Source organism: Terrabacter sp. MAHUQ-38, from assembly GCF_014518425.1.
In the GTDB taxonomy this organism is placed as follows: Bacteria; Actinomycetota; Actinomycetes; order Actinomycetales; family Dermatophilaceae; genus Terrabacter.
This window is the reverse complement of the sequence record NZ_JACVCU010000001.1, coordinates 239454-251582: the sequence shown is the minus strand read 5'-3', so window position 1 is coordinate 251582 and position 12129 is coordinate 239454. Positions and strand designations below refer to the sequence as shown.

The window sequence follows — 12129 nt, the reverse complement described above, 5'->3', positions numbered from 1 at the left end:
CCTACACAGCACCGACACGAGGAGAGTCACATGCGCTTCATGATCATCGTCCCGGCCAGCCCCCAGTCCGAGCAGGGCGAGATGGGCACCGAGCAGCAGTTCGCCGACATGCAGGCCTACAACGAGGAGATGCTCAAGGCGGGCGTGTTCATCGACGGCCAGGGCCTGCACCCGACCGCCAAGGGTGCCCGCGTCACCTGGGAGGACGGCGACTGGGTCGTCACCGACGGGCCGTTCGCCGAGGCCAAGGAGCTGATCGCCGGCTTCACGATCATCGACGTCAGCTCGCGCGAGGAAGCCCTCGAGTGGCTCAAGAAGTGGCCCGTCTCCTGCGTGCCCGACCCCGGCCAGGCCCTCGAGCTGCGCCAGGTCTACGCAGCCGAGGACTTCGGCGACGAGTTCACTCCCGAGCTGCGCGAGCGCGAGGAGAGGATGCGCGCCGAGGCCGCCCGCAACGCCGCCCGCGGCTGAGCCCGGCGACACGGCATACGGGAGGAGAGGACCGTGGGACGCGTACGAGGAGCGCTGACGATCAGCCTCGACGGCTTCGGAGCCGGACCCGGCACGAGCGACGAGCACCCGCTCGGCGTGCGCGGGGAACGGCTGCACGAGTGGGTCGGCGATCCCGACCCGGTCAACACGGCGGCCGGCGAGGCGACGTTCGCAGGGGCGGGCGCCGTCGTCCTCGGGCGCACGATGCTCGACGTCGGGCTGAAGGTCTGGGGCGCCGACACCTTCGAGCTGATGCCGGTCTTCGTGCCGACCCATCGCGCGGGTGACCCTGTCGTCGTCGCGGGCGGCAGCACGTTCACGCTCGTGACCCCGCACGACGGGTCGGACGCGCTGGTCGCAGCCGTGACCGCCGCGCGCGAGGCCGCCGGTGACCGCGATGTCGTCATCCTCGGCGGCCCGGCGACGCTCGGTCAGGCACTCGCCGCCGGACTCGTCGACGAGCTGCGCCTGCAGGTCGCCCACACGCTGCTCGGTGAGGGCGTGCGGTGCTTCGACACGCAGGACCCGGCACTCGCCGAGTTCCGCCGGGTCTCCGAGGCTCACGCACCTGGCGTCACCCACGTGACGCTCGTGCGCGACTGACGGAGGTCGTGACACCGGTTCGTGCCAGAGTGGCGGGGTGTCATCCACCGCCGACCACACCGACGAGACGACCGACGAGACGACCGACGACAGCACCCGGACGCCGACCCCGCCGGCCGGCGTCCAGCGCACGCTCGAGGCCGTGTGGCGCATGGAGTCCGCCAAGGTGACCGCCGTCGTCGCCCGCGTCGTCGGCGACGTCGGACTCGCCGAGGACCTCGCGCAGGACGCGTTCGTGCAGGCTCTCGAGCAGTGGCCGCGAGACGGCATCCCGAGCAAGCCGGGGGCGTGGCTCACGGCGACGGCGCGGCGGCGGGCCATCGACCGCATCCGCCGCGACGTCAACCTCGCGAGCAAGCTGCAGCAGGTGGGACATGCAGAGGAGCTGAGGGTGGCCGACCTGGCCGAGGCCGACTTCGACGCGGCGCTCGAGGACATCGACGACGACGTCCTCGGCCTCATCTTCGCTGCCTGCCACCCGGTCCTCACGGCGCAGGCGCGGATCTCCTTGACCCTCAGGATGATCGGTGGACTCACGACGCGCGAGATCGCTCGTGCCTTCCTCACGACCGAGCCGACGATCGGGCAGCGCATCTCACGCGCCAAGAAGACGCTCAGCCAGGACGGCGTCACCATCGAGGTGCCGTCGGGGGTCGAGCTCGTGCCGCGCCTCGCGTCGGTGCTCGAGGTCGTCTACCTGATCTTCAACGAGGGGTATGCCGCGACGACGGGTCGCGACTGGGTGCGCGGCGACCTCATGGAGGAGGCCATCCGGCTCGGGCGCGTGCTCGCTGCCCTCGCGCCCGGCGAGCCCGAGGTGCACGGCCTGCTCGCCCTCATGGAGATCCAGGCCTCGCGCACCCGGGCGCGCATGGGCCGCGACGGCGAGCCCGTCCTGCTCCTCGACCAGGACCGCACGAGGTGGGACTGGGCCCTCATCCGGCACGCGCTCGCCACCCTCGACCGCGCGACCGCCCTCATGTCCGAGCCGGCCGGCCCGGGGCCCTACGTGCTGCAGGCTGCGATCGCCGCGTGCCACGCGCGCGCCCGCACCGCAGACGCGACCGACTGGTCGCAGATCGTCGCCCTCTACGAGCGGCTCGGCAGCCTGCGGCCGTCGCCGGTCATCGACCTCAACCGCGCGGTGGCGATGTCGTATGCCGACGGCCCCGCCGAGGCGCTCGCGGTCGTCGACGGCATCGTCGCGGCGGGCGCGCTCGCCGACTACCACCTGTTGCCGAGCGTCCGCGGCGACCTGCTCTCCCGCCTGGGCCGCGACGAGGAGGCGCGGGCCGAGTTCGCCCGCGCTGCGGAGATGACGCAGAACGACGCCGAGAAGGCGCTCCTGCTCCGGAGGGCCGCCGGCGAGGTCTGACCAATCCACCGACGGGCACGACGTATCAGGGCTACCGTCGAGACACCCTGCACTGACAACGGCTGTCGATCGGGCGGAGGTTGCCATGGCCGTGGTGCACCAGAGCTGCGTCGGCTACGTCGCCGAGCCCTTCGCGTCCCTCGTCGCCGACTACCCCGGCGACGACGTCTACCCGCAGGCGGACTTCCGCACCGAGTGGGGCCCGGTGTTCCACCGCGGCCGGCTCGACGGCAGCGCGCGGGTGCTCGTCCTCGGGCAGGACCCCGCGACCCACGAGTCGATCTCGCGGCGCATCCTCGTCGGTGAGGCCGGCCAGCGCGTGCAGGGGCTGCTCGCCAAGGTCGGCGTCCACACGGCATACGTCATGGTCAACGTCTACCTCTACAGCGTTTTCGGGCAGGCCGCCGGCAGCCGCCACGCGAAGAACGACGACATCGCCGCCTACCGCCACCGCTGGCTCGACGCCCTGCTCGTCGGCACCGACGTCACCGCCGTCGTCGCCCTCGGGGACCTCGCGGCGACGGCGTACGCGCGCTGGGGCAAGACGCAGCCGGACACGGCGGCCGCCCTGCACCTCGCGTCGATCCGGCACCCCACGTACGCCGAGGGATTCGCCCGTGCGTCCGGCAAGCCGCTCGCCGAGACGACGGCTGCGCAGCTCGCGAACTGGAACGAGCACCTCCCCGACCTCGCCGCGCACGTGGCGCCCGAGGGCCCGACCGACCTGACGCCGTACGCCGCCGGGTGGGATCCCACGGACCTCGCGCCGATCCCGGAGGTCGACCTCCCGGCGGGCGCTCCGGCATGGTGGCGCGACGTCGCGGCGTGGGCCACGCGTCAGGGTGACGACAAGCAGACGAAGCGCGCGACCATCAGCGTCGTCGTGCCGAAGGGAGCACGCACATGGCCGGCGCTGTGAGTCGCAGACCCGGAGCTCCACGGACGGCAGCGGGCACGAAGTCCGCCCTGGAGCACTGGGAGCCGAACGGTTCCCGCGGCGGACGGGGACCGTTCGCGAAGGCGTACGCGAGGGGGATCACCGACGAGCTGCCCGAGCCGACCCGTCGCAGCCGCGCACTGCCGCCCGCGCCGTTCGCGCTGCACGGCGCCGTCGTCACGCCCGACGGCGCGTGGTCGAGCGGCTACGTCACGGTCGCGAACGGTGTCATCGACCGGCTCTCGAGACGCAAGCCGTCCGACGTGGCAGTGCTCGAGACCGACGGCGTCATCCTGCCCGGGCTGCTCGACCTGCACGGCCACCCGGAGTTCAACGTCTTCGCCGCGTGGGAGCCGCCGAAGCTCTACGACAACCGGTACGCGTGGCGCCGGTCGAAGCCCTACCAGGCCCTCGTGCGCGATCCGCAGAACGTGCTGCTCACGCAGGTCCCGCCGAAGACCCAGACCCGCTACTCCGAGGTGCGCGCCCTCGTCGGCGGCGTCACCGGCATCCAGGGGGCGTCGGGCGCGAGCAGCGCGTCGTCGGAGCCGCTCGTGCGCAACATCGACCAGTGGGCGTTCGGCGCGCACCGCGCCCGCTCGCTCATCGACCTGCCCTCCGGCACTTTCGGCAAGGAGGGCTTCGACCGCATCATGCAGCGCATCTCGGACCACGACGTCACCGCGTTCTACGTGCATCTCTCCGAGGGCAAGCGCGGGGATGCCGTGAGCGCCAAGGAGTTCCGGCACTTCATCGAGCTCGGGGCCGCGACGCCGGCGACGAACATCATCCACGGCAGCGCCCTCACCGCCGACGACCTGCGCGAGGTGGCCGATGCCGGGTGCCGGCTCGTGTGGTCGCCGCAGTCCAACCTGCGGCTCTACGGCGAGACGACCCTCGCGGGCGACGCCATCGCGGCCGGGATGCCGGTTGCGCTGGGCGCCGACTGGTTGCCGTCGGGCTCGACGAGCCTGCTCGGCGAGATGAAGGTGGCGCGGCGCGAGCTCGCCCGGCAGGGTCACCCGGTCACGGCCGCAGACCTCGTCGCGATGGTGACGTCGGTCGCGGCGCAGATGGCCGGGCTGGGGGAGTTCCTGGGCTCGGTGGCGGTCGGCAGACCCGCCGACCTCGTCGTGCTCGAGCGGCACCACAACGACCCCTACGAGAACGTGTGCCTCGCCGACCCTTCCTGGGTGGAGCTGGTCTGCATCGGCGGCGACGTGACGTACGGGCGCGCCGACTGGTTCGGGCAGCTCTCGGGCGCCGCGACCGGCACGACGATCGAGGACCTCACCGCGTGGGGCAAGCCGATGCGGCTCGACACCGGCTTCCAGGGCGGCACCGACGTGCCGTCGCTGTCGGCCGTGCGCGCAGCGCTCACGGCCGCCTACCCCGCCGTCGGCCCCATCTTCGCCTAACCCCCGCCCCCGTCGAGTGGTCATTTCCGTACGGCCGGGTCCGGTACGGAAGTGACCACTCGACTGAGGGTGGGGGTCGAGTGGTCACTTTGGTACGGCCCATCCTGTCGAGTGGTCATTTCCGTACGGCCGGGTCGGGTACGGAAATGACCACTCGAGTGAGGAGAGGCGGGGGAGATGGGCCCGAACATGATCCGAACACGACCCGGACCTCGGCTTCACCTGTGTGCGCGAGCGTGGGTGGCATGAACAGCAACCCACGCCGGACGCCCGGTCTCCTGCGCTCGTCCACGGCCCTCGCCGCGGCCACCCTCCTCCTCGGCAGCCTCACCCTCGGCGCCTGCTCGAAGGCCGGACCCGAGAATGCGTTCGCAGCACCCCCGCAGCAGCAGGTGGCGGCCACCGCGGCCGCCGCCGACGGGGACACCATCGACCTCGTCGACGCGGCCCTCGAGAGCTCGGACGCCGCAGACCCGGCCCGTGGCGCCAGCGACCGCAAGCGACTGCGGGCCATGCTGCTGCGGGCCCTGCACGCCACGTGGGTGACCAACAGCCCGAACGGCCCGGTCACGCACCAGGCCGTCCGCGGAGGGGTCACCGCCGTGTCGGCCACGTCGATCACGGTCCAGGCCAAGGACGGCTTCGCCCTGACGTATGCCGTGACGCCCGACACGAAGGTCCGCTCGCGCGCCAAGGGGGCGGGCACCCCGTCGAGCATCGCCGCGGTGAAGGTCGGGTCCACGGTCCTCGTCACCGGCGTCGGCGCGACGAAGCCCACGGCCCGCCTCGTCGTCTTCAGGAGCGCGACGCCTCGGCCTGCCGGCACACCCTCGCCGAGCGCGACGAGCTGAGGCTCGTCACGGTGACGACCACGAGGATGCCGACGATGACGCCGAGCGAGAGCAGTGTCGGGATCTCCGGCACCGACGGCCACACGGTGTGCGCCCAGTGCAGGACCAGCTTGACGCCGATGAAGGCGAGGATGAGCGACAGCCCGTGGCCGAGGTGGACGAGCGAGGCCAGCGCGCCCTCGAGGACGAAGTACAGCGCACGCAGGCCGAGCAGGGCGAACGCGTTCGTGGCGAAGACGAGGTACGGGTCACCGGTGATGCCGTAGACGGCGGGCACCGAGTCGATGGCGAAGACGATGTCGGTGCCGAGGATCGCGACCGCGACGAGCGCGAGCGGGGTCAGGGCGCGGCGGCCGTCCCGGCGGACCGTGAGGTCGGTGCCGTCGTAGCGGTCGGTGACGGGGTAGAAGCGGCGGATCAGCCTGACGCTGCGAAGCTGGTCGACGTCGACGCTGTGGTCGGCGTGCGCGAGCGCGTCACGGCCGACCTTGACAGCGGTCGCGAGCAGGATCGCGCCGAAGAGCAGGAAGGTCCACGAGAAGCTCGCGATCATCTGCGCGCCGAGGGCGATGAAGATGCCGCGCAGCACCAGCGCGCCGGCGACGCCGATGAGCAGCACCCGCTGGCGCAGCTCGCGCGGCACCGCGAACGCCGACAACAGGATGATGAAGACGAAGAGGTTGTCGACCGAGAGCGACTTCTCGACGATGTAGCCGGCGTAGTACTCGACGCCCTGCTGCGAGCCGTACTGCCACCAGAGCCAGCCGCCGAAGACGACCGGGACCGCGATGTAGAAGGCCGACCAGCCGACGGCCTCGCGCATGCTCGGGTCGTGCGGTCGACGCGTCAGCAGGAAGTCGGCGACGAAGAGCGCCAGGATTCCGGTGACCGTGGCGAGCCAGAGGGTGGGCGAGCCGATCGAGTCGGCTCCGGGAGTGGCGGAGGTGGCGGCAGGCGCCAGGGTCGAGAGCATGGGACTCCTCAGAACGATGAACGTCTGAGGTCTCCTTCACCGGCGCGCGCCGGCCGCGGACCGGGACGGTCGTGGGACCGCCGTACTGACCGGAGCGCGCGAGGAAGTACTCCCCTCGTCGGCAACCCTACGCAACCGGCGAGAGCACCGCCAAATGCGGAGGACCGGTCAGCGGTCGGACGGACGGGGGAGCCGGAGGGTGAAGCGTGCTCCGCCCTCCGGAGCGTGACCCGCCTCGACCGTGCCGCCCAACACGTCGGCGAGCCGCCCGACGATCGCGAGCCCCAGGCCCGTGCCCACCGGCCGGATGCCGCGGTAGCGGTCGTGCAGGACCGAGGGCTCGAACGCGACGGCGAGGTCGTCGTCGGTGAGCCCGGGGCCACCGTCGCGGACCTCGACCACGTCGGTCGCGCTCTCCCGACGTACCTCGACCACGACCGGCCGTCCGGACGGCGTGACGCGGAGCGCGTTCTCGAGGAGGCCGTCGACGAGCTGCCGGACCCGAGCGGCGTCGGTCACGGTCCACGCCTCGCGTGTCGCGGCGACGAACACGAAGGGCACGCCGACCGCCGCGCACCGCCGTGACCACACGGCCTCGATGTCGTGGCCGAGCGCGACGAGGTCGGTCCGTCCCGGGGTGACGGCGGGTTGGTCGGCGCCGAGCCTGGCCAGGTCGAGCAGGTCGCCGACCAGCCGCTCGAGACGCCGGGCCTCGCCGAGGACGACGCCGCCGACCCGCGCCGTCTCCTCGGTTGGGACGACACCGCTCGCCAGCGACTCGGCGTAGCCGCTGATCCCGGTGAGGGGAGTCCGCAGGTCGTGCGACACCGACAGCAGGAAGTCGCGCTGGCGGCCCTCGGACCGTGACAGCGACCCCGACAGGGAGTTGAGGGCACGTGCCACCTCGGCCACCTCGTCAGGGCCCTCGACCGGCACCCGGACGTCGCGCTGCCCGGCAGCGAGCGCGTGAGCGGCGTCCGCGGTGCGCCGCAGCGGGCGCGCGAGCCGTCGCGCGACAGCCGCACCCACGACGACCGCGACGACCGCCGCGATGGCGAGCGCGATGAGCACCCGCCGCACGAGCCGGTCAGAGTCTGCTGTCGCGTCCGACCTGCGCTGCACGAGAAGGATGCCGCCGGCGGCCGTCGGACGGCCCTCGACGAGGACGAGGGTGCCGCCCAGGTCGTCGTGCCCCGACAGCGTGCGCCCCGCGAGCAGGGCCCGCTGCCGTGCTGGCGTCAGGGCCTGTCTGGCAAGGGAGCTCGTCGACGTGATCGCGCCACCCCGGCCGACGCTCGCCGACTCGATGCCGAGCGTCCCGAGCGCGCGCACGGCCCGCGCCTGCGAGACCCGAGCGGCAGCGCCGGAGTCGGCCCGGTCGGCTGCGCCGTCCGCGATCCGCGACAGCGTCCGCCGCGCCGACTCGTCCGCCGACGTCCGCGTGAGCCCCACCGCGAGCAGGCCGGCGAGCATGGCTGTCAGCACGGCGATTCCAACGGCCAGCACGACGACTCGCTGGGACAGCGAACCGCTGCGCCGGTCCGCCGTGACCTTCACAGCCGGTCCTGGGGGCACGGCAGGCGGGACCGTCATGGACCCGACCCCGCGCCCTCGATGCGGTCGCGCGGCGCCCGCTCGGCGGCATACCCGACGGAGCGCACCGTGCGGATCGGGCTGGCCGTGCCGAGCTTCGCGCGGACCTGCGCAACGTGGACGTCGACGGTGCGCCCACCGGCCGTCGCGGCATACCCCCAGACGTCGCTCAGCAGCTGCTCTCGCGTGAAGACGACGCCGGGCCGGCGCAGGAGATGGGCCAAGAGGTCGAACTCCGTTGCGGTCAGGGCGATCTCATGACCCCTGACGCGGACCTCGTGGCTGGTCAGGTCGACGACCAGGTCACCCGAACGGAGCACCTCGGGGGCGGTGGCGTCACCGCGGGTGCGCCGCAGCACGCTGCCGAGCCGTGCGACGAGCTCTCGAGGGGAGAAGGGCTTCGTGATGTAGTCGTCGGCTCCCAGCTCGATCCCGAGGATGCGGTCGACCTCGTCGTCGCGGGCCGTGACGAACAGGACCGGCGTCCAGTCGCCGCGGGCACGGAGACGTCGGCACACCTCGATGCCGTCGACGGTGGGCAGCCCGATGTCGAGCACGAGGGCGGTCGGGCGTAGGTCGCGCGTCGCCTCGAGCGCGGCAGCACCGTCACCCACGACCTCGACGCCGTAGCCGGCTGCGTGCAGGTTGAGCCGAAGGACGTCCGCGATGGCCGGCTCGTCCTCGACGACGAGCACGAGGCCGCGGCCGGGTTCGGGACGTGGGTCAGGCTCCGGGGGCACGCTTCGCAGCGTAGTGAGCGCCGCGCGAGCGGGAGTCACGTCGACGTCACGGCGACGTCAGGATCGTGTCAGGGCGGCAGGTCAGGCGCGGGGCGACGTCGAGCGGGAGCGGGCGACGAGCCAGCACGCGAGGGCGAGGCCGGCGAGCGCGATGACGGCCGCGCCCCACCACGATCCGGCCTCGGCGGCGAGCCAGGCCTGCACGACCGCGAGGCCGACCGTCGCGTAGAGCGCGGCCCACACGGCGGATCCGACGACGGCAGCCGCGAGGTAGTAGCGCAGCGGCATCCGCATGACGCCTGCGGTGAGGTGCACGGCTGTCTGGATGCCGATCGTCAGGTACGACAGCGTCACGGCGAACGGACCGAGGCGCCGCAGCAGGGCCTCGGCTCGCGCGGTCAGGTCTCGGTGGCTGCCGCGGTAGCGACGCCAGCCGGCGATCGCGCCGCGCCCGACCCAGTAGGTCGCGTTGGAGCGCGCCATGACGATGAGGAACAACGCGAGGAACGCCTGCCAGAAGGGCAGCTCGGCCAGCCTGTCGAGCATGACCTCACCCTAGGCGGCGGACGCCGTGGGTCCGCGCCGAGGTCTTGGCCGCGGCCCGGTCGGACCTGCGCGGCTCAACGGGCGCCGAAGTCCACCTCGGCGGCGGGCTTGACGTCGCCCTTGCGACCCGGCGCCTCGGACCAGCTCCAGTAGGTGTTGGTGTGGGCGATGACCTGCTCCGGGCTGACAGGCACCCCCCACTGGCGCAGGTCCTCGGTGGTGTGCGCGTCCTCGACGAGGGTCGCGTCGTAGCCGCGGACGAGCGCGCCGTGGAGGGTTGAGCGGATGCACGCGTCGGTCTGCGCTCCGGTGACGACGAGTCGGCCGACCTGGCGCTCGGCGAGCAGCGACTCGAGGTCCGTCGCCTCGAAGGAGTCGCCGTACTCCTTGTGCACGAGTGGTTCCGACTCCCGGCGGACGAGCTCGGGGACGTACTGCCAGCCCTCGGAGCCCTTCGGGAGGTTCTCGTCGGAATGCTGCACCCAGATCACGGGGACGTGCTCGTCGCGGGCCTTGTCGACGAGCGCGTTGATCCGGGCGATCACGCCGTCGCGGTCCCACGCGCCTGACACGACGTCGTTCTGGACGTCGATGACGAGCAGCGCTGTGTTGGGTCGTCCGTCGAGAGTCGTCATGCCTGCCTCCGTGTGCGTTGTCCTGGTCCGACGCTACGCCGCGGCGCCGACGGCCGACGCGCTGCTGCGAGGGTCAGCCGACGAGGATGCAGAACGGGTGCCCCGACAGGTCGGCGAGCACCACGAGCGGCTCGTCGCCGTCGTCGGTGCGGTCGAGGAGCACCTGCGCCCCCAATGCCTCGGCGCGGGCCCGGTGGCGTTCGAGCTCGGCCGGGGACGGCACCGCATAGTCGATGTGCAGCTGCATCGGCACGTCGTGGGTCGGCCAGGTCGATCGCGGCAGGTGGTCGACCTGCTGGAACGCGAGCCGTCGCACGCCGTCGGCGTCGAGCAGGACGAGCCAGTCGGCGTCGTCGGGCCCGTCGGCAGGTGCCTCGTCGCCCGGCCGGTAGTGCAGCCCGAGCAGCTCGCGGTAGAACTCGGCGAGGGCCCGTGGCTCCGGCGTGTCGAGCGCGGTGTGCAGCAGTCGGGGGTACTCGGCCATGAGGCCCTCCTCGGTCGTCGACGGCGTCAAGTCCAGGAGCGGGGTTACGGTGCGGGTGTGCAGGCGCGAGACCGGGTCGACCGGGCGGTGTCGTGGCGGCCGGCGGTCGCCGGTGTCGCCGAGGTCTTCCACGCCCACTGGCACGAGCACGCGTACCCCGGTCACACCCACGACACGTGGACGCTGCTCGTCGTCGACGACGGCGTCATCGGCTACGACCTCGACCGCCACGACCACACGGCGGTGCGCTCCGGGGTCACCCTGCTGCCGCCGCACGTCGTCCACGACGGGCGGGCGCTGACGTCGACCGGGTTCCGCAAGCGCGTCGTCTACCTCGAGGAGGACGTGCTCGGTGCCGACCTCGTGGCGCCGGCCGTCGACGCGCCCCTGCTGCCGGATGCCGGCCTGCGCGAGGCCGTGTCGCGCCTGGACCGCGCGTTGGTCGCCCGTGACGACCTCGAGGCCGAGTCACGGCTCGCGCTCGTCGTCGAACGCCTGACGGCGCATCTCGTACGCGGTCGGCCCGGTGTCGTGGGCACCGTGCAGCCCGACCCCGGACGCGTCGCGCGCGTCGCACGGGAGATGTTCGACGCCGACCCGGTCGGCACCCCCGGGGTCGCCGCCGTGGCCCAGGGCCTCGGGGTCACGACGCCGCACCTCGTGCGCTCGTTCGGGCGCGCGTTCGGGATCGCGCCGCACCAGTACGTCGTCGGACGTCGCCTCGACCTCGCCCGGCGCCGGCTGCGCGACGGCGTGCCCGCGGCGGTCGTCGCGACCGAGACCGGTTTCTACGACCAGGCGCACCTGACGCGCCACTTCCGGCGCTTCCTCGGCACGACGCCCGCCCGCTTCCAGCGCAGCGCCTGACACCTCAGACCGCGCAACACACCGAGCAGGTCGCAACGCACCGCGATCCGATCCCGGTTGTTGTGACCTGTTCGGTGTGTTGCCAGACGCCGGCGCGGGGTGGCTCGGACGCTGCCCCAGATCAACGACGTACAAGACGGCGCGCCGTCGCGGGGCGCACGCTGAGGCCATGAGCGACCTGCTGACCCCGCCGTTCGACACCAAGATCGCCGTCCTCGTGCGCGACGACCTCGAGGCGTGGCAACGCCTCAACGTGACCGCGTTCCTCGTCAGCGGCGTGACGGCTGCCCACCCCGAGCTCGTCGGGGACGCCTACGCCGACGCCGACGGCCAGACGTACCTGCCGCTCCTGGGGATGCCGGTGCTCGTCTTCGAGGGCGACGCCGCCACGGTGACCACAGCGCACGAGCGCGCGCTCCGTCGCGGAACGGCGCTCGCCGTCTACACGAAGGACATGTTCGCGACCGGCCACGACGCCGACAACCGCGGCGCGGTCGCCCGGGTCGCGACCACGGACCTCGACCTCGTCGGAATCGCCCTGCACGCACCGAAGAACGCCGTCGACCGCATCCTCAAGGGAGCGCGCCTCCACCCCTGACCGGCTTCCCCAGGGCT

General features: G+C 72.6%; 14 protein-coding genes. 8 read left to right on the top strand and 6 right to left on the bottom strand.

Translation table 11 applies throughout. From position 1 onward, the window contains the following. Window positions 1-30 precede the first annotated feature (30 nt). The 6 genes from H9I49_RS01225 (at window position 31) to H9I49_RS01200 (ending at window position 5676) form a co-directional block, all read left to right on the top strand. The gene (locus tag H9I49_RS01225) at window positions 31-471 is read left to right on the top strand and encodes a YciI family protein (protein ID WP_188028456.1); all 441 of its coding nucleotides are present in this window, start codon (window positions 31-33) and stop codon (window positions 469-471) included. Between the two features lie 33 nt (window positions 472-504). Further along, window positions 505-1095, top strand: coding sequence for a dihydrofolate reductase family protein (locus H9I49_RS01220; RefSeq protein ID WP_188028455.1), 591 nt, complete (start codon window positions 505-507; stop codon window positions 1093-1095). Between the two features lie 37 nt (window positions 1096-1132). Then, on the top strand, window positions 1133-2470 hold the full coding sequence (locus tag H9I49_RS01215) for an RNA polymerase sigma factor (protein WP_370587380.1): 1338 nt from the start codon (window positions 1133-1135) through the stop codon (window positions 2468-2470). A gap of 85 nt (window positions 2471-2555) precedes the next feature. Continuing rightward, a complete protein-coding gene (locus H9I49_RS01210) occupies window positions 2556-3389 on the top strand; it encodes a uracil-DNA glycosylase family protein (RefSeq protein ID WP_188028454.1) in 834 nt (277 codons plus the stop codon). Further along, the gene (locus H9I49_RS01205) at window positions 3374-4825 is read left to right on the top strand and encodes an amidohydrolase family protein (RefSeq protein ID WP_188028453.1); all 1452 of its coding nucleotides are present in this window, start codon (window positions 3374-3376) and stop codon (window positions 4823-4825) included. The genes H9I49_RS01210 and H9I49_RS01205 overlap by 16 nt, the downstream gene beginning before the upstream one ends. 245 nt (window positions 4826-5070) lie before the next feature. Then, the gene (locus H9I49_RS01200; RefSeq protein ID WP_188028452.1) at window positions 5071-5676 is read left to right on the top strand and encodes a hypothetical protein; all 606 of its coding nucleotides are present in this window, start codon (window positions 5071-5073) and stop codon (window positions 5674-5676) included. Here H9I49_RS01200 and H9I49_RS01195 read toward each other — a convergent pair. From H9I49_RS01195 to H9I49_RS01170, 6 genes are all read right to left on the bottom strand, one after another. Then, a complete protein-coding gene (locus H9I49_RS01195) occupies window positions 5621-6649 on the bottom strand; it encodes a TerC/Alx family metal homeostasis membrane protein (RefSeq protein WP_188028451.1) in 1029 nt (342 codons plus the stop codon). The two genes, H9I49_RS01200 and H9I49_RS01195, sit on opposite strands and share 56 nt — an antisense overlap. 168 nt (window positions 6650-6817) lie before the next feature. Then, window positions 6818-8206 carry a HAMP domain-containing sensor histidine kinase gene (locus tag H9I49_RS01190; RefSeq protein ID WP_188028450.1) on the bottom strand — a complete coding sequence of 463 codons (1389 nt, stop codon included), beginning with the start codon at window positions 8204-8206 and terminating at the stop codon, window positions 6818-6820. Window positions 8207-8238: 32 nt separating this feature from the next. Beyond that, window positions 8239-8982 carry a response regulator transcription factor gene (locus tag H9I49_RS01185; RefSeq protein WP_370587379.1) on the bottom strand — a complete coding sequence of 248 codons (744 nt, stop codon included), beginning with the start codon at window positions 8980-8982 and terminating at the stop codon, window positions 8239-8241. Window positions 8983-9063: 81 nt separating this feature from the next. Then, a complete protein-coding gene (locus H9I49_RS01180; protein WP_188028449.1) occupies window positions 9064-9528 on the bottom strand; it encodes a DedA family protein in 465 nt (154 codons plus the stop codon). A gap of 74 nt (window positions 9529-9602) precedes the next feature. Then, window positions 9603-10163 (bottom strand): cysteine hydrolase family protein, encoded by a 561-nt coding sequence (locus tag H9I49_RS01175; protein ID WP_188028448.1) that lies wholly within the window; start codon window positions 10161-10163, stop codon window positions 9603-9605. A 73-nt stretch (window positions 10164-10236) separates the two neighbouring features. Next, window positions 10237-10647, bottom strand: a complete 411-nt coding sequence (locus H9I49_RS01170; protein ID WP_188028447.1) for a VOC family protein — start codon at window positions 10645-10647, stop codon at window positions 10237-10239. Window positions 10648-10704: 57 nt separating this feature from the next. On the opposite strand from H9I49_RS01170, the gene H9I49_RS24260 reads away from it, so the two are divergent. Together H9I49_RS24260 and H9I49_RS01160 are read left to right on the top strand one after the other, a co-directional pair. Further along, window positions 10705-11514: an AraC family transcriptional regulator gene (locus H9I49_RS24260; RefSeq protein WP_188028446.1), complete on the top strand. Its 810-nt coding sequence runs from the start codon at window positions 10705-10707 to the stop codon at window positions 11512-11514. Window positions 11515-11683: 169 nt separating this feature from the next. Continuing rightward, window positions 11684-12112 carry a DUF2000 family protein gene (locus H9I49_RS01160; RefSeq protein ID WP_188028445.1) on the top strand — a complete coding sequence of 143 codons (429 nt, stop codon included), beginning with the start codon at window positions 11684-11686 and terminating at the stop codon, window positions 12110-12112. The last annotated feature ends 17 nt before the right edge of the window (window positions 12113-12129 follow it).

What these genes read in the sequence shown, in the direction of transcription:
- H9I49_RS01195 (WP_188028451.1), bottom strand. Translation starts at nt 6,649, where the DNA reads ATGCTCTCGACCCTGGCGCCTGCCGCCACCTCCGCCACTCCCGGAGCC.
- H9I49_RS01225 (WP_188028456.1), top strand. Translation starts at nt 31, where the DNA reads ATGCGCTTCATGATCATCGTCCCGGCCAGCCCCCAGTCCGAGCAGGGC.
- H9I49_RS01170 (WP_188028447.1), bottom strand. Translation starts at nt 10,647, where the DNA reads ATGGCCGAGTACCCCCGACTGCTGCACACCGCGCTCGACACGCCGGAG.
- H9I49_RS01180 (WP_188028449.1), bottom strand. Translation starts at nt 9,528, where the DNA reads ATGCTCGACAGGCTGGCCGAGCTGCCCTTCTGGCAGGCGTTCCTCGCG.
- H9I49_RS01160 (WP_188028445.1), top strand. Translation starts at nt 11,684, where the DNA reads ATGAGCGACCTGCTGACCCCGCCGTTCGACACCAAGATCGCCGTCCTC.
- H9I49_RS01210 (WP_188028454.1), top strand. Translation starts at nt 2,556, where the DNA reads ATGGCCGTGGTGCACCAGAGCTGCGTCGGCTACGTCGCCGAGCCCTTC.
- H9I49_RS01175 (WP_188028448.1), bottom strand. Translation starts at nt 10,163, where the DNA reads ATGACGACTCTCGACGGACGACCCAACACAGCGCTGCTCGTCATCGAC.
- H9I49_RS01200 (WP_188028452.1), top strand. Translation starts at nt 5,071, where the DNA reads ATGAACAGCAACCCACGCCGGACGCCCGGTCTCCTGCGCTCGTCCACG.
- H9I49_RS01205 (WP_188028453.1), top strand. Translation starts at nt 3,374, where the DNA reads ATGGCCGGCGCTGTGAGTCGCAGACCCGGAGCTCCACGGACGGCAGCG.